The organism is Microcella sp. (assembly GCF_040286215.1).
GTDB lineage: Bacteria > Actinomycetota > Actinomycetes > Actinomycetales > Microbacteriaceae > Microcella.
Window position 1 is genome coordinate 170,067 of record NZ_JAVKCK010000013.1, and the last position, 15,877, is coordinate 185,943.

Below are 15,877 nucleotides of genomic sequence, written 5' to 3' on the forward strand. Positions count from 1 at the left end.
CGCATTCGCACGGAGAGGCGACCGATTTTGACTCATGCACGACGGATACCGTTTTCTCGGCTCGAATAGGAGGCTGGCGTCGCCGAACCGTTTGACTTGTTCGGATGGCCGACCCGCTCGGTATCCCGACCTCCGAACCGCTATCGCTTAGACCTCACGGGCCGGTTTCCAGCTGCGGAGCGTGCTCGGCACTTGAAAAACAACTGCGCCGTCGGGCTGGGACTCTGCTCTCGGCGACATGTGCGAAGGTACGCCAGGCCAACTCTGCGTGAAGGCCGAGAGTCTCTCGTTCGGACAGACGACATGCAGCACGTGAGCAGTCCCCACTAGCTGTACCCGGCCATGACTTTGGTGCCGATTTCGGTCTTGTGAAACAGGAGGACCTCCGGGCTTAGTGGAGATATCTGACGTCTCTACGACCGCACGGAGGTCCTCATGTCCCACGCTAATGCGCACCTGACCGTCCACATCAGGCTGCTGATCATTCATCGCCGCCAAGCCGGCTGGGCGCAGGCCCATATCGCTGCGGCTATGGGGTGCTCTCGCAAGACTGTCCGCTATTGGTTGGCACGCTTTGCAGCCGAGGGACTGCCTGGCCTGCACGACCGCTCGACCCGGCCACTCACGTCGCCGTCGCGACTGCCGGCGGCAGCCGAATCGGTCATCGTGCAGCTGCGCACGAGTGAGCGTCTGGGGCGTGACGAGATCGCTGCTCGCACCGGCATCGCTCCCAGAACGGTCTCTCGCGTGATCAGGCGCCACGGCCTGCCACCGCTGTCAGCTCTGGACCCCATCACCGGAGAGGTGATCCGCTCCTCCAAGCAGACTTCGGTCCGCTACGAACGTGAACTGCCTGGCGAGCTGGCTCATATGGACGTGAAGAAGCTGGGCCGCATCCCCGACGGTGGTGGCTGGAAAGTTCACGGTCGAGCGATGGGCTCCACCGCTGCACGCAAACGCACCCCCATCGGCTACGACTACGTCCACTCGCTCGTGGACGACTGCACCCGCCTGGCGTATTCCGAGGTCCTGCCCGATGAGAAAGGCGCCACGTGCCAGGCGTTCCTGACCAGGGCGTTGGACTACTTCGCCGCCCACGGCATCACCCACGTTCAACGGCTGATGACCGACAACGCGTGGGCCTACCGATTCTCCCTCCGTGAGATCTGCGCCGCCCGCGGGATCCGGCAGGTGTTCATACGCCCCCACTGCCCGTGGCAGAACGGCAAGGCCGAACGCTTCAACCGCACCCTGCAAACCGAGTGGGCATACCGGCACGCCTTCACCACCAACGCCGAGCGCGCAGCGGCTCTTGACCCATGGCTAGAGCACTACAACAATCGACGACGCCACTCAGCACTCGGAGGCCAACCCCCGATCAGCCGACTGACACCAAAGTCCTGACCGGGTACAACTAGCCGCCGAGGAGGGCAGAAATGTCGCGGGCAATATTGAGGACTTCTGCGCCCATCGTCTCTAGCTGACCCGCTTCAACTGCGCCTTCGTCTGCAGCCGCGAGACTGACGGCGCCAACGGGACTTGAATCTCCAAGGGAGAATATCGGCGCCCCGACCGCAAGAACGCCGTGCACAGTCTCACTTCGGTCGATTGAGTAGCCCCGTTCGCGCGTGAGTCGAAGCTCTTCAATCAGGTCAGGAAGTGTTGACTTGCTCCTTGGCGTGCTTCGAGGTAAGTCGTCGTCCGTCGGGTACAGGGATCGAATGCGGTCGGAGTCGACATGCGCTAAGAGAGCTTTGCCTACAGATGTCGTGGACGCCGGCAATGCGCGGCCGGTTGTCGACGGCAAGCGCAACCCGTTCGCTGGTTCTCTACGCGCCAGGTATACGACATGGCTTCCGTCCAAGACCGCCAACTGCAATGTGTTCTGAAGAGGCGGACGCGAGTCAAGCATTCGGTGGAACACCTGCGCGAGGTCGAGACCCGCCAGGTGACGTCCGGCAAGCCGCACAACGCGTATTCCGATGCTGTATTCCCGCCTTGAGTCCTGGGACAAGAGCCCCTCAGCCACAAGGGTTCTGCAGATTCCCAAGGTGCTGCTCTTTGGAAGCCCTAGATCCTTGCTGAGGGAACTCAGGCGCACCGGAAGGTTCTTGGACGCCACATAGTCAAGTACTGCGACGGCCCGAACTATTGCGGGCACTGGGGCAAACCCGGCTTGGTCACCAGGATCAAGCAGCTTCATCTACGCACACCTCATCCTTAGAGCCTATTCGGTCGAAGACATTGGTCACGCGCGCGCTCCAGTCGGCGCGATCAATCGGTCACCTGGCCCGAAGACGTAGTCCATCCATCCCGCCGTCAACGGCGATGTTTGCACCGGTAGTCGAACCGCTAAACGGACTGGCTAGATACGCAACAGCCTCGGCCACCTCTTGAGGCTCGACGAGGCGCCCATGGGGCTGCCGGTTCAAGAGGGCGGCCCCGGCCGAATCGGGATCATCCGAACTCTCCAGAAGGCGCGTGACCCACGGGGTATTGACCGTCCCAGGATTGACAGAGTTCACCCGCACTCCGTCGGTCAAGTGGTCTGCAGCCATCGCCCGCGTAAGAGCTGAGACTGCACCCTTGGACGCGCTGTACAGGGCGCGGTCTTGCAGCCCGACCGAGGCCGCTATCGACGAAATATTCACCACCGCCGCGGCGTCCGAATTGCGCAAGTAGGACAAGGCCGCCCCGGTTACTCTCGCGATGCTCGTCACATTGACGCTGAAGACGCGGGCCCACTCGTGCTCGTCCAGTTCTTCGATCGATCCGACCGCCCCGATACCCGCGTTGTTGACAACGATGTCAATACCACCCATTTTGGCTGCGGCAACGTCGACGGCGGTGCAAACCGAGACGGGGTTCGACACATCAGCGACCTCGACGAAGGCTCGGCTCGGTGCCCCGTCGGGATTCAGGTCGAGAACAGTGACCACTGCACCGCCCTCAATGAACCGCTGCACTACTGACAGGCCGATGCCGGAGGCTCCTCCAGTGACGATGGCCTTTCGCCCTTCGAACTCCATTTTCTTCTCCTATGCTTGCCCAAATACCTGGCGCTGGTGCCCCAGGCCGGGAATCTCAAGATCAACTACGTCGCCAGCAACGAGGTAAGGGAAGCGTCCGGAGAGCGCTACTCCATCGGGAGTGCCAGTGAGAATCACGTCACCCGGGTCAAGCGCTGCGAATTGACTCAGATAGCACACGATGTACTCAACCGAGAAGATGAGATCGGAGGTCGAGGAAGCCTGACGAGCCTCTCCATTCACACTGCTACGAAGGTCAAGCCGAGAGGGGTCTACTTCGTCGGCCGTCACGAGCCAAGGCCCAAGCGGAGTGAATCCGGGAGACGACTTGCCCTTGCTCCACTGACCTCCCGACAATTCGAGTTGAAACTCGCGCTCTGAAATGTCATTGGCCAGCGCATAGCCGGCGATACACGCGGCGGCGTCTTCCTGAGAGTCCAGGTACAGAGCACGTGAGCCGATGACAACCGCCAGCTCCACCTCCCAGTCCGTACGGAGGCTCCTTCTTGGAATCTCTACCGAGTCGTATGCTCCAACGACCGTGTTCGGGGGCTTTAAGAACATGATCGGCTTCCGCGGAGGTTCCGCCCCTGACTCGGCGGCATGTGCCGCATAGTTCATGCCAATGCAATAAACCGCTCCAGGACGAGAGATCGGCGCGCCGACCCGCGCCCCCGCGGCACTCTTGAAGGACGGTAGGGAATTCTTCGCATCCCTAATTTCTTGCAGGCCCTCGGGCGAGAGTGCCCGCGGACCAATATCCTCAACAACACCTCGAAGATCAAGAATCGAGTCTCCATCGACGAGAACAGGGACCTCGGCTCCCACTGGGCCTAGACGCGCAAGCTTCATTTCTTCCTAAGGTCGTTTCATGCTGGGCGACGAATGTAAACATGGGCACTGCGTCGTCGCACGGATCTCGGCGGAGGGCCCGGCTTGTTCAACATATTGAACTATTGCCCACTATAGTGAACAGGTTAGTTTGGATCGCCTCACCGGTCAAACTGGACGCATCGCGACTCGGCGCTGGCCGCGCACTCTTCAGTCGCCTTTCCTCAGGTGACCGAGATAGAAACGAATGCGAAAGTTTTGTCAAAGTCGCGTCGCCGGACTTTGCGCCTCGGCCCAACACCCGGGTTGGGACGTTGCCCACCGGGTAGCCCTGACGGGTGTGAGGAAGGAATCGGTGACAACTTGACCTGCTCAAGAGTATGCGTGACTGGCAGTCTCCTGGCGCGAGTCCAGCCTTACAAGACGCCTCAAAGAAAGCACATAGTGGCCGGTGCCCGAGCGCTCCAGCGCCAACTCGCTCGCGCCTGCCGCATGAGCCTTGCCGCCCACAGACGGACGTTGGGGAAGACCTCTGAGTATGAGTAGTTCCAGGGTTTCGAGCCGACACCGAACCACTCCTGAAAGCTCCGCTTCCCGAGTGAACAACTAGGAACACAAGCCAAGGCGATGAATTGCAGGACAATCTGTGCGCACGGCTGTCGATTTTCCGGCAGGGTTGCGTCATCTAGGTAGCGGATCGCAAAGGGCGGTTTGCAACGACCAAGAAAGTTGACTCCAGTGGAATACATGATTCTGATCCATACAGACGAGAACGGCGATGGCCCTCAGCCGGGCAGCGACGAATTCAACGAGATGCTCGCGTTGTATGGGCAGTACAACCAGAAGCTGATGGACGGCGGGCATTGGATTGCCGGCGCAAGTCTGCAGCCGACAGCGACAGCGACGACCGTGCACGTGACCGCCGGGGGCGCCGCCCCCCGAATCGTGGACGGGCCTTACGCTGAAACCAAGGAGCAGCTCGGGGGCTACTACGTGATTCGGGCGGAGGACCTCGACGAGGCGTTGCAGTTGGCCGGGGAGATACCCGCTGGGGATGCCGCAATCGAGGTGCGACCTCTGTCGTTCCGGCCGGATGCGCACCTCGGATAGGTGATAGAGGACGAGCAGGGCGACGCAATCGCCGCGGCGCTCACCACGTTGGCACGGGAAGACCGTGGACGTGTTGTCGCCCTGCTCGCCCGCCGTTTCGGCGATCTAGATCTCGTTGATGACGCCGTTCAGGACGCCCTCGTCGAAGCCTTGGAGCATTGGAAACTCGGAGGCATTCCTGACAATCCGGCCGCCTGGCTACTGACAACGGCACGCAATCGCGCCATTGATCGGCTCCGCCGTAATGCCAGCGCCCACCGGCGGACCATCTCGGCCGCCCCAGAGTTGGTCGCCGAACAGGATCCGTCCGCGGATGTCGAACTGATGATCACTGATCATGGGGAAGTGGTTGACGAGCGACTGCGCCTCATTCTGTTGTGCTGCCACCCCGCCTTGGAGATCGACACGCAGGTCGCGCTGACGCTCAGGTTGGTCGGTGGATTGACGACTCACGAGATTGCGTCGGCCTTTCTGCTGCCGGAGCCAACTCTCGCGCAGAGGATCGTGCGAGGAAAGCGCAAGATCAGCAGCGCCAGAATTCCTTTGAGCATCCCTAGGAACATCGAGGACCGCATAGAAGCAGTGCTCAATGTTCTCTATCTCGTGTTCAATGAGGGATACCTCAGCCGCGGAGACAGAATAATGCCACTCCGGATCGATCTCATGGACGAGGCAATTCGGCTCACCCGAGTTGTGTCTAACCTGGCACCCAGCAATCCGGAGGTGCTCGGCCTGCTGAGCCTCGAGCTGTTCACTGCCGCGAGACAAGCGAGTCGTCTCTCTCCCGCAGGGGACCTTGTGCTGCTTGAACAGCAGGACCGCTCACTCTGGGACCGAGACATGATCCATGAGGCGAATAACTTGGTCACGCTGGCGATCTCGCACATGAAGCCAGGTCAGTTTCAGGTGCAGGCCATTATTGCGTGGCACCACGCCAACTCAGCCAGCGCCGCGGATACGCGCTGGGGTGACATTGCGAGGCTCTATGGGCACCTCCAGCACATGACGCCCTCTCCGCTGGCGACCCTGAATCAGGCCGTCGCAGTCTCGAAGATCGAGGGCGCGCAGGCTGGGCTCGATCTCGTTGACGGGATTCAGGGCCTAGAGAAGTACCACCTCTTTCACGCTACTCGCGGTGAGTTCTTGTTGCAGATTGGCGACAGGGAGGAGGCGCGTAGTGCTTTCCGTGCCGCAACTGAGCACACGCGCAGCCCGTCGGAGCTGGCACACCTTGGGCGACGCATCGCCGCTACGGAAGGAGAGTGACGAGGGCACGCCAACGCGAAACTCCAAGTCTCAATAGACGATCGTCTATTGAGACCCGTCGCGGAGCCGACGACACGCCCGGCTGTCGAGTCTCGAAAGGCTGTCTCAAGTCTTCGGTGAGTGGGAGCCGGAATCTGAGCCACGGCGATGCGCCAACTATTGCCTGCGATCAAAACACCACCACCTAGTAAACCATCGCCCCGGCGCTTATCGAGACTACGGCGAGTGCTCTCTCGCGCGACCACCTTGTGAGCCGTGAGAGCAATCCCAAGTCAACTCCCCAGTTGCGCGCCCGTTTCAGGATCATCGGCGACGAGTCGAACGATCAGGCGCTCATGAGCTCGGCGATCCACCGCTGACGCGACGCCCGGCGACCCAGGTGCCGACGCAGCGCGTGGCGTGGATGCTCTCCGCGGGCCCCGCGAACGGGTCGCGGTCGGTCGCCGCGAGGTCCGCGACAGCCCCGACCGTGATGACGCCCGTGGGTGTCGCGTCGCCCGGCCCGCGGCCGTTGATCCACGACGAGCCCGCCGTGTAGGCGTCGAGCGCCCCGGCCAGCGTCAGTGCCTCGTGGGCGAGAAGCGGTTCCGCGTCGTACGCGGGGTCGTCGGCGGGCAGACGGCGGTTCACCGCGACGTGGATCGCCTGCCACGGGTCGGGCGTCGAGACGGGCCAGTCGCTACCCGCGCACAGTAGGGGCCGAGCATCCGGCCCCGCGGCAGCGGCCGGCGTCTGCGCACCCTCCGAACCCTGCGCACCCCGCGCGCGCAGAATGCTCGCGAACGGATATTGCTGCGCACCACGCTCAGCGCCCACGACGGGCAGGGTCAGGTCGCGCACCTGGGGCTCGTTGCACGCCCACACCGCCTGCGCGTTCGCCGTCACCCCGATCTCGGCAAACCGCGCGGCGTCGTCGGGGTGCACAAACTGGAGGTGGGCAAGATGATGGCGCCGAGGGTCTACCGGGCTGCGGGCCGACCAGTCGTTGGCCGACCGGGCCGCCAGAAAGGCGTCGAGCGTCTCCCGCACGGCGCGATCGCCGATCGTGTGCACGTGCACCGACATACCCGCCGCGTCGAGGGCGATAATCGCGTCGGTGAGGCGCTTCCCTCCCACGAAGGCGAGGCCGCGCGGGTGCTCACCCGCTCCGAAGGGGCCGACGTAGGGCTCTAGCATCGAGGCCGTGCCATTCTCGACGACACCGTCGGCCATGATCTTGACGGCGGTCAGGCGAAAACGGGCGGCCGGCCCGAGGCGCGCGGCGAGGGCATCGCGCCGGGCGACGAGCTCGGGTACCTGCTCGATGCCACGGTCGCGATCCCACCACAGGGCGCCGACGACGTCGGCGGTGAGCTCGCCGCTCTCGAGCGCGCCCGCGTAGATGAGGGCCGTGTCGGAGGCGCCGAAGTAGGACCCGACGATCGCGTCCTGCCAGCCGGTCACTCCGACTGAGTGCAGGTAGCGCTGCGCCTCCAGCAGTGCAGCGCGCTCGTCCTCCGTGGTCGTCGGCGGAGTGAAGGCCGAGACGAGTCGAGTCGCCCCTTCGTGCAGCGTTCCCGTGGCTCGGCCCTCGGCATCGCGCTCGATGCGCCCGTCCGCCGGGTCGGGCGTCGACGCGTCCACTCCGGCCACGCGCAGCGCCGCCGAGTTGGCCCACGCCCCGTGGTGGTCTCGGTTGAACAGCAGCACGGGCCGGTCGGGTACCACGGCGTCGAGCGCCTCGGCGGTGGGCGTGCCCCCAGGGAATGCGCTCATGCTCCACCCGCCGCCGGTGATCCACTCGCTGCCCGCGACGTCGGCACGAGCGGGATGCTCCGCCGCATGCCGCGCGATGATCTCGAGGTACTCTCCCGCGGTCGACCCCGAGGTGAGGTCGCACCCGAGTCGTTCGAGCCCGCCCTGGATGGGGTGGATGTGCGCATCGACGAACCCGGCGTGCAGCATCCCGCCCGCGAGGTCGATGACCTCGGTCTCCGCCCCGCGCCACTCGCCCAGGTCGGTGTCGATTGCGGCGACGCGCCCGTCGACGACGGCGACCTCGAGAGCCTCGGGAACAGACCCGCGGCCCGGCCCCGCGTAGACCACTCCTCCGGTGAAGAGCAGATCTGCGTGGGGCACGGGCCGCGGTCTCGGGGGTGGGGAAAGGGCGGAGACGCCGGGGCTCAGATACTCGACCTCACGCCGAGGTCTTGGCGTTGACCTCGTACGACGTGTTCGTCGACTCGAAGAAGTTCACGAGCTGCAGGGTGTCGTTCGCGGTCGCCATCCACTTGGCCGGGTTGGTCACGTTGTACTCCGTCTCGAAGCCGAGCTCTTCAAGGCGACGGTCGGCCAGGTACTTGACGTACTGGTTGATGTAGTTGGCGTTGAGGCCCAGGATGCCGTTGGGCAGGAGGTCGTGGTTGTACTGCTCCTCCATCTCGACGGCGTCGAGGATCATCTGGCGGATCTCGTTCGCGAACTCCTCCGTCTGCAAGTCTTCGTTCTCTTCGAGCACCGTGAGAATCAGGTTGATGCCGAACTTGAGGTGCAGGCTCTCGTCGCGCACGATCCAGTCGACGAGCGAGCCGAAGTTGCGCAGCAGGTTCCGCTGGCGGAACGACAGGGCGACCATGAAGCCCGAGTAGAACCAGATGCCTTCGAGGATCACGTTGTAGGCGACGAGGTTGCGGATGAAGTCCTGCTTGCCCTCCGTCGTCGTGATGTCGAGCGTGTCTTCCGTCATGCGGCGGATGAACTTGACCTCGAACTCTTCCTTGCGCGCCATCGACGGCACGCTCACGTGCGAGTCGTAGGCGGCCGTGCGATCGATGGGGAAGGTCTCGAGCACGTACTCGAAGCTCATGCAGTGGTTCGCTTCCTCCCACATCTGCTTCGCGAGGTACAGGTGCGCCTCGGGAGCGTTGATGTAGGGGTAGACGCCGAATGCGAGAGCCTTGTTGACGAGCAGCTCGTTGGGGTTGAAGTAACTCATGAGGAACGTGATCGCGTGGCGCTCTTCATCGGTCATCTTCTTGAAGTCGGCGATGTCTTCGCCGAGCTGAACCTCGTTGGGGAACCACGTGTTGGCGACCGCCTGGTCGTACAGCTCCATCGCCCACTTGTAGGTGACGGGCTTGAGCAGCAAGCCCTCCTGGATGCCGGTGCCGAGAATGCCCATGGTCGGTGACTCGTCTTTCTTGTCGTCTGTGCACCGGTGGCCGGTGCGGGTGAATAGGGAGCAAACAGGGGTGGATGCTCGTGCCGAGCGCTGCGCCTACTGGCAGCTCTCGCAGTGCAACTCGTCCATCGGGTCGATCGGCACGAGGTAGTCCACCTCGCCCGTCGTCCCTCCGGAAGCCTGGGGGCCGCGCAGCCTTCGGATGGGCATCAGGACTCCGCCGACTTTCCCGCGCCGCCGAAGCCGAAGCCGCGCTTCGGCGCGGAGGCGCCGACGGTCTCGGTCTCGGTGCTCGCCGGTGCGGCCGAGCCGCCGGACGCCGCACCGAATCCCTTGCGCCTCGTGCTCGAGCCGTCACCGCCGACGGTCTCCGACTTGTTGACCTTGACGGTCGACTGCTCGGCAGTGTGACGGGGCTTCATGTGCAGGTAGTACGTCGTCTTGACGCCCTTCTTCCACGCGGCCGAGTAGATGTTGACCATCTCGTCGACGTCGCGCGTCTCGAGGTACATGTTGCGGCTGATGGCCTGGTCGATCCACTTCTGCGCCCGAGCGGCGACTTCGAGGAAGGCGTACGGCGAGAGCTGGAAGCTCGTCTTGTAGGTGGCCTTCACGTCGTCGGGTATCGCGCTGATGCCCTGGATGTCGCCCTGGCTGCGCAGGATCGACTCCCGCACCGACTCCCACAGTCCGCGCTCGCGCAATGTCTCGACGAGGTTCCTATTGACCTCGAGGAACTTGCCCGAGCTCGTGGAGCGGCTGAAGATCTGCGAGAACTGCGGGTCGAGGCCGGGGGTCGTGCCAGCGACGAGGCCGATGGATGCCGTCGGCGCGATGGCCATAAGGGTCGCGTTGCGCATGCCGCCCTTGACCTTCGCGCGCAGGGCGTCCCAGTCGAGGCGCGTCGTGCGGTTGACCTGCACCTCGACGCCGCGGTCGGCCTCGGTGAGGTCGATCGTGTCGAGCGGCACGAGGCCCTGCGACCAGCGAGACCCGGCGAAGTTGTCGTACGAGCCGCGCTCCTTCGCGAGCTCGGCCGACTCGTCGATCGCCGCGTAGGAGACGTGCTCCATGATCTCGTCGATGAGGTCGAAAGCCTCCTCCGAGTCGTACGAGTAGCCGAGCTTCTCGACGACGTCGGTGAAGCCCATCACGCCGAGGCCGATCGCGCGGTTGGTGGTGTTGGCGTGGTCGGCCTCGTCGACGCTCGACACCGTGATGTCAATGAGGTTGTCGAGCTGCCGCACGGCGAGCCGGGCGCTCTCGGCGATCTTCGCGTAGTCGAGCCGGCCATCCACGATGTGACGGCTGAGGTTGATGGAGGCGAGGTTGCAGACCGAGATGTTGTCGCGGTCCTGCGGCAGGCAGATCTCAGTGCACAGGTTCGAGAGGTGGATCGTGCCCGTGTTGTTGTTGATCGCGCGGTTGTTGATCGTGTCCTTCCACGTAAGCCACGGGTGGCTCGAGGACTGCAGCGAGATGAGGATCTGCTTGAACTGCTCGCGCGCTCCGATCTTCTTGAACATGTGCAGCTCGCCGCGCTCGGCCATCGCGATGTATTCGGCGTAGCGCGCCGAGAACTCCTTGCCGTACAGCTCGTTGAGGTCGCTCACCTCGAGCGGGTCGAAGAGGTACCACTCCTCATCGTTCTGCACGCGCTTCATGAACTCGTCGCTGATCCACACGGCCGTGTTGGCAGTGCGCGTACGGCGGTAGGGGTCACCGGAGTTCTGGCGCAGGTCGAGGAACTCCGGGAAGTCCATGTGCCAGTTCTCCATGTAGAAGCACAGGGCGCCGAACTTCTTGCCGCCGCGACTGACGGCGCGCAATACCGAGTCGATCGTGTGCATGAAGGGGATCGGCCCGGTGGAGGTCGTGTTGTTGGAGCGGATGGGCGAGCCCTGCGCGCGAAGCTTGGTCACCGAGAGACCGATGCCGCCGGTGCCCTTCGTGAGCCACATGACGTCGCGCACGCTCTTGGCGATGTGCTCGATGTCGTCCTGCATCTCCATCACGAAGCAGTTGGAGAGCTGGGGGTAGCTCGTGCCCGCATTGACGAGCGTCGACCCCGCGGCGAGGTACTCGAGCGCCGACATCTTCCGGTAGAACGCGATCGCGTGGCTCGTGGGGTCGGCCTCGTTGAGCGAGAGGCCCATGGCCACGCGCATCCAGAAGTACTGCGGAGTCTCGAGGGGCTGGCCGTTGCGCGCCTTGATGCCGTAGCGGTTGTTGAGCGTCACGACACCGATGTACTTGAGCAGGTCGTCGTGCGAGGGGTCGAGGGCTTCCGCGAGGGTCTCGAGGTCGAAAGCATCAGGGAACCGCGAGTCGAGCAGGTTCTCGCTCACGCCCCGCTGGATGTAGGCGGCGAAGTGCGTGCGGTGGAGTTCACGCAGCTCGTCAGCGTTGTCGTAGTCGCCGAGCACGCGCTTGTAGATCGTCTTGAGAAGGAGGCGCGCGGCGACGGTGTCGAAGGCCGGGTCGTCCTTGACGTTCTGCAGGGCCACCTGGATGACGGCCTCGTCGAGCTGCTGAGTCGTGATGCCGTCGAACAGAGTGAGCTCGAGCTCGCTCGCGATCTGCGTCACCCACGTGATGTTGTCGTCGAGGCCCTGCGCGGCATGCTCGATGGCGAGGTTGATCTTGTTGGCGTCGTACGCCTCCCGCGCTCCATCGCGCTTGACAACGGTGATGCTCACGTGTGCTCCCTCAGTGTTTCGCAAGTGCCTGCCGCGTCGCTCTCGTGCAACACAGCCTCCACGGTCGGAAAAAGCCCGGAATTCCGGGCTCTGCACGCCTTCCCCCGGCGCACGGTGTGATCACTATATATCGGGTGCCACGCCGGATCGGCACCCAACATCTTGTGGGCGTGTCGTCCACACCTGTGCATAAGTTCGCCTGGTTATGCACATGCTTCCACCGACCTCCGACACTGCACCGATGGCCCCGGGGCGCCCGGAATTCCGGGAATGTGTCCACCTGGCCAACAGGCTCTAGGCTGGTGCCCTTGTGAGTGGATACAGCGACCTGTTGAGAACTCCCGGCGTGGCGCGGATCATCTCTGCGCAGCTCACCGCCCGGTTGCCCTCGGGCATGCTCTCGCTCGCGTTCCTCATCCACATCGAGGGCATCTTCGACTCGTACGCCGCCGCGGGCCTCGTGCTCGCGGCGACGAGCGTCGGCCAGGCGGTCGCGGGCCCGCTCACGAGCAGGTGGATGGGAGCCCTCGGAATGCGCCCCGTGCTCGTCGTCACGCTGCTGGTGTGCGCCACGGGCATCCTGCTCATCGCGTTCGCCCCGATGCCGGTGTGGATGTACATGATCGTCGGTCTGGTGACGGGGCTCTCGACCCCGCCGATCCAGCCAGCCGTGCGCACCATCTACCCCAAGATGGTGACCTCGCGCCAACTGACGCCGCTGTTCGCGCTCGATGCCTCAGCGCAGGAGATCATCTGGATCATGGGGCCGGTCATGACGGTCTTTCTCGCGACGCAGGTCTCGAGCGTCGTCGCCATCGCGGTCGCCGCGGCGTTCCTCGTCGGAGGGGGCATCTGGTTCATCGCGTGCCCCGAGGTCGGCAAGGTGCGCATTCCGCGCAGCCGGCGTCGCATGGGCGTCGTGCTGCGCAACCGCGCCGTTCTCCTATCGACCATCACCGGTTTCCTGCTCATCGGCTCGGCCGCGTCGATCGAGGTCGGTGTTGTCGCGGTGTTCGGAGACGAGGGCGCCGAGGCGGGCATCCTCTTCGGTATCTGGGCGATCGCCTCGCTGATCGGCGGCCTGTCGATGGGCCATCTGCCGATCGGCCCGTGGGCTCTCGCGCGCCGCATGGGCATCCTCTTCATCGGGATGGCGGCCGCGCCGTTCGCCCTCGAGTTCTGGTGGCTGGCCATCGCGCTCATCATCGCCGGCATCGGCATCGCGCCCGCCCTCGCCGTCATGTTCGCGATCGTCTCCGCGAGCGTCAAGTTCAGCGAGACCGCGGAAGCCTACGGGTGGCTCGGTACCGGCCAGCTCATTGGCGCCGCCTTCGGCTCAGCGGTGGCGGGCTTCCTCATCGACGAGATCGGGCCGCTTGGCGGCTTCTACACCGCGGTCGGGTTCGCGCTCGTGGGTGTCGTCGTCGCGAGCGTGTTCCACGGTTGGCACCCCGACCTGCGGGGGCGCGACGCGAGCCCGCTGGCCGACACGGAGCCCGTGCAGCAGATCACTTGAGCCGCAACGCTCCCGATTCTCGGCTCGACGACGGTCCGAGCGCGAATTCCAAGCGGTAGGAGACCTGTTCTCCCGGTTCGAGCTGCGGAGTCATGCGAAGCCTGTCGGCCGACGGCCGCCCTCCAAAGGTGTTGACGTTGACGGGTTCGAGCCCCAAGACGTAGTGCCCCTCTCCGCTCATCTTCCACTGGTGCAACGCAGGGAGTGTCGAAGAATCGAAGCTGAGATCGAACCGCATGTCGAGAACGGGATTGTCGAGAGAGACGGTGACGATGCCGCCGCCGTCAAACTCGTGCCCGAATACTTTCTCGCGGTAGCCGGCTTGGGGAGGCTCGATCGTCGACCACGCATCGTGACCCGCACGCGAGGCTTCATCGCGAGCAGACACCGTGGACGAGTCGAGGGTGAGCGTTGACGACTCGTCCAGCAATGGCCATCCGATGTTGACGTGGTACATGATCATGTGACCGACAGGCTCGCGACCCTCGTTGCGTACGGTGTCCTGCAGTCGAAGTGTGGAGCCCCCGATCGTCGCGGACCATCTCCGGGACAAGAGGATGTTCTCACCGAGAACGGCTGCCTGTCGCACGCTTCCCTCCAGCACCACCTCACCCTCCTGCACCCCAGAGCAATGGATCGTGCCGGGAATGAGCCCGACGCGACCGTGAAGGGGGTACTCCACGCCATTCGCTGTCCCAGGAGCGCCGAAGGTATCGAGTCCACAGGTGGCCAGAAGCCCGCCCCCGAAGGTCCGGAGCCAGTGTGATCCGCGGGGGTCGCCCAACCCGGGGGCCGTTACCCCTGTGGGCGACATCCAGGCAACCGGCGCTCCACGATAAGTGACGTTGCCGAGATCGAGTGCCCTGTCGGGGTGAATCTCCACTTCGAGACCGCCACCCGTGATCATGCGAAACCGACGACTCCCCCGCCCCGCCCCATCATCGTCGACCAGCCGATCTATTCGCGCCGCCTGATGCAGACCACCCATTCTTCGGAGTGCTTCGTGAAGCGGCACCCCGAAGAGCTCGATGCGGTTCATGCGATTGCCTCGTGCTGTCGTTCCCGGGCTCCTCCTGCGAGGATCACGGCAGCGGGATCCACAAGCGGGAGACCCGCTCCCGTTACCTCGACGATCCTGGGGAGCTCCCCGTGCACTGCCCAGGCAGTCGCCACCCCACAATCAGCAGCTGAAGCAGAATCGCCACGAGTCCAGGCTGCTGGCCCCACGCGAGGAGCGGCAGGGGTGGCAGGTTTGCTCCTGCCACGACGACGCTCACGACCGAGGTCGCCCCGAAGACGACAACCAGCGCAGGCAGCGCGCAGTCGCGAGCACTCACATTCGCCGCTCCGGGCTCCGGTGCTGACTCCCGTCGAATCGACGTCGCTGCTTGCACTCTCCATCAGGTAGATCGTTCGAAGACAGCCCCCGCCGGATGGCGTGCAGACTTCTCGGAAAAGGCTGTCGATCTTCCGAGTACCGCTGCTAGTCCAAGAATCGCGTGGCAAGTCGGCCATCGTCTGCTGCGGGATGGACGAAGGCGTTGTCGTTGATGCCAGACCAGTGGGCGAGAGGCCTATGGATGTCACTCTGGGCTTCAGTGGGTTCGTGGCTGTACGTCGAGATTTCCCGAACCACCAGCGGAACCGAGGAGTCCGGCGGGCAGCGGAAGGCATGCAGGTGCCGCCGATGCATGACGAACTTCGGGTCGCCCTTCTTGAGCCGAACGTAGCTGGTCAGCTTCTCGTAGGACTCCTCCCTTCCAGCCGGCACTTCGAGGCCAGCTGGCCACGCAGTGCCCGCCGGCACGTGGCCCGCCGCAAGGCGTTGGCTTCCGTCGTCGACAGGCTGGGGACCGTAGATCACATCCATCTCTCCCAATACCACTTCGTAGCTCTCTGTCTTGCGCGGATGGTAGTGCGGCGGGCACCACTTGCCTGGATGGAGGATCATGAGCTTGTCGCACAATCCGCCGTACTCAGCGAAGGATTCGGCACCGCTGGGCAATCCGGACACTGCGCCCTCATTGAGCGACTCCAGAATGATCATGACCTCGAACGGGTCGCCCGACCACAACCCCGCCTCGAACGCCGCGTACTGATCCTCTCCGAAGACGATCCCTGTTCCTTCGTTGATCATCTCGGCCTGAACCGGATAGCCCAACGCCGTCGCCAGCGCCGACGCGTCGCGCACCCACGACCAATACTCCTTGCGAGTGACCCCTCGCTGTTGGGTGACTGAAGTCATGTCTTTCTCTTTCTTGAACGG

12 protein-coding genes are annotated in these 15,877 nt (G+C 64.0%); 4 read left to right on the top strand and 8 right to left on the bottom strand.

From position 1 onward, the window contains the following. Positions 1–435: 435 nt before the first annotated feature. Positions 436–1,404: an IS481 family transposase gene (locus tag RJQ01_RS07045; RefSeq protein ID WP_350476022.1), complete on the top strand. Its 969-nt coding sequence runs from the start codon at positions 436–438 to the stop codon at positions 1,402–1,404. Positions 1,405–1,414: 10 nt separating this feature from the next. On the opposite strand, the gene RJQ01_RS07050 is transcribed toward RJQ01_RS07045, so the two are convergent. The 3 genes from RJQ01_RS07050 to RJQ01_RS07060 form a co-directional block, all read right to left on the bottom strand. Then, positions 1,415–2,203 (bottom strand): IclR family transcriptional regulator, encoded by a 789-nt coding sequence (locus RJQ01_RS07050; protein WP_350476023.1) that lies wholly within the window; start codon positions 2,201–2,203, stop codon positions 1,415–1,417. Positions 2,204–2,282: 79 nt separating this feature from the next. After that, positions 2,283–3,029, bottom strand: coding sequence for an SDR family NAD(P)-dependent oxidoreductase (locus RJQ01_RS07055; protein ID WP_350476024.1), 747 nt, complete (start codon positions 3,027–3,029; stop codon positions 2,283–2,285). A gap of 9 nt (positions 3,030–3,038) precedes the next feature. Next, positions 3,039–3,881: a fumarylacetoacetate hydrolase family protein gene (locus RJQ01_RS07060; protein ID WP_350476025.1), complete on the bottom strand. Its 843-nt coding sequence runs from the start codon at positions 3,879–3,881 to the stop codon at positions 3,039–3,041. A 726-nt stretch (positions 3,882–4,607) separates the two neighbouring features. On the opposite strand from RJQ01_RS07060, the gene RJQ01_RS07065 reads away from it, so the two are divergent. After that, positions 4,608–4,970 (top strand): YciI family protein, encoded by a 363-nt coding sequence (locus tag RJQ01_RS07065; protein WP_350476076.1) that lies wholly within the window; start codon positions 4,608–4,610, stop codon positions 4,968–4,970. Next, entirely contained in the window at positions 4,971–6,236 is a 1,266-nt protein-coding gene (locus RJQ01_RS07070) for an RNA polymerase sigma factor (protein WP_350476026.1), read from the top strand. It begins immediately after the preceding gene. A 333-nt stretch (positions 6,237–6,569) separates the two neighbouring features. Here RJQ01_RS07070 and RJQ01_RS07075 read toward each other — a convergent pair whose 3' ends face one another. From RJQ01_RS07075 to RJQ01_RS07085, 3 genes are all read right to left on the bottom strand, one after another. Beyond that, positions 6,570–8,354 carry an amidohydrolase gene (locus RJQ01_RS07075; RefSeq protein ID WP_350476027.1) on the bottom strand — a complete coding sequence of 595 codons (1,785 nt, stop codon included), beginning with the start codon at positions 8,352–8,354 and terminating at the stop codon, positions 6,570–6,572. Positions 8,355–8,412: 58 nt separating this feature from the next. Next, the gene (locus RJQ01_RS07080; protein ID WP_350476028.1) at positions 8,413–9,396 is read right to left on the bottom strand and encodes a ribonucleotide-diphosphate reductase subunit beta; all 984 of its coding nucleotides are present in this window, start codon (positions 9,394–9,396) and stop codon (positions 8,413–8,415) included. A 209-nt stretch (positions 9,397–9,605) separates the two neighbouring features. Beyond that, on the bottom strand, positions 9,606–12,095 hold the full coding sequence (locus tag RJQ01_RS07085; RefSeq protein WP_350476029.1) for a ribonucleoside-diphosphate reductase subunit alpha: 2,490 nt from the start codon (positions 12,093–12,095) through the stop codon (positions 9,606–9,608). 310 nt (positions 12,096–12,405) lie between these two features. On the opposite strand from RJQ01_RS07085, the gene RJQ01_RS07090 reads away from it, so the two are divergent. Continuing rightward, the gene (locus tag RJQ01_RS07090; RefSeq protein WP_350476030.1) at positions 12,406–13,611 is read left to right on the top strand and encodes an MFS transporter; all 1,206 of its coding nucleotides are present in this window, start codon (positions 12,406–12,408) and stop codon (positions 13,609–13,611) included. Here RJQ01_RS07090 and RJQ01_RS07095 read toward each other — a convergent pair. Beyond that, positions 13,604–14,650, bottom strand: coding sequence for an aldose 1-epimerase family protein (locus tag RJQ01_RS07095; RefSeq protein WP_350476031.1), 1,047 nt, complete (start codon positions 14,648–14,650; stop codon positions 13,604–13,606). The two genes, RJQ01_RS07090 and RJQ01_RS07095, sit on opposite strands and share 8 nt — an antisense overlap. Before the next feature lie 444 nt (positions 14,651–15,094). Then, on the bottom strand, positions 15,095–15,856 hold the full coding sequence (locus RJQ01_RS07100; RefSeq protein WP_350476032.1) for a cupin domain-containing protein: 762 nt from the start codon (positions 15,854–15,856) through the stop codon (positions 15,095–15,097). Positions 15,857–15,877: the final 21 nt, after the last annotated feature.

What these genes read in the sequence shown, in the direction of transcription:
- RJQ01_RS07045 (WP_350476022.1), top strand. Translation starts at nt 436, where the DNA reads ATGTCCCACGCTAATGCGCACCTGACCGTCCACATCAGGCTGCTGATC.
- RJQ01_RS07050 (WP_350476023.1), bottom strand. Translation starts at nt 2,203, where the DNA reads ATGAAGCTGCTTGATCCTGGTGACCAAGCCGGGTTTGCCCCAGTGCCC.
- RJQ01_RS07055 (WP_350476024.1), bottom strand. Translation starts at nt 3,029, where the DNA reads ATGGAGTTCGAAGGGCGAAAGGCCATCGTCACTGGAGGAGCCTCCGGC.
- RJQ01_RS07060 (WP_350476025.1), bottom strand. Translation starts at nt 3,881, where the DNA reads ATGAAGCTTGCGCGTCTAGGCCCAGTGGGAGCCGAGGTCCCTGTTCTC.
- RJQ01_RS07065 (WP_350476076.1), top strand. Translation starts at nt 4,608, where the DNA reads ATGATTCTGATCCATACAGACGAGAACGGCGATGGCCCTCAGCCGGGC.
- RJQ01_RS07080 (WP_350476028.1), bottom strand. Translation starts at nt 9,396, where the DNA reads ATGGGCATTCTCGGCACCGGCATCCAGGAGGGCTTGCTGCTCAAGCCC.
- RJQ01_RS07095 (WP_350476031.1), bottom strand. Translation starts at nt 14,650, where the DNA reads ATGAACCGCATCGAGCTCTTCGGGGTGCCGCTTCACGAAGCACTCCGA.
- RJQ01_RS07100 (WP_350476032.1), bottom strand. Translation starts at nt 15,856, where the DNA reads ATGACTTCAGTCACCCAACAGCGAGGGGTCACTCGCAAGGAGTATTGG.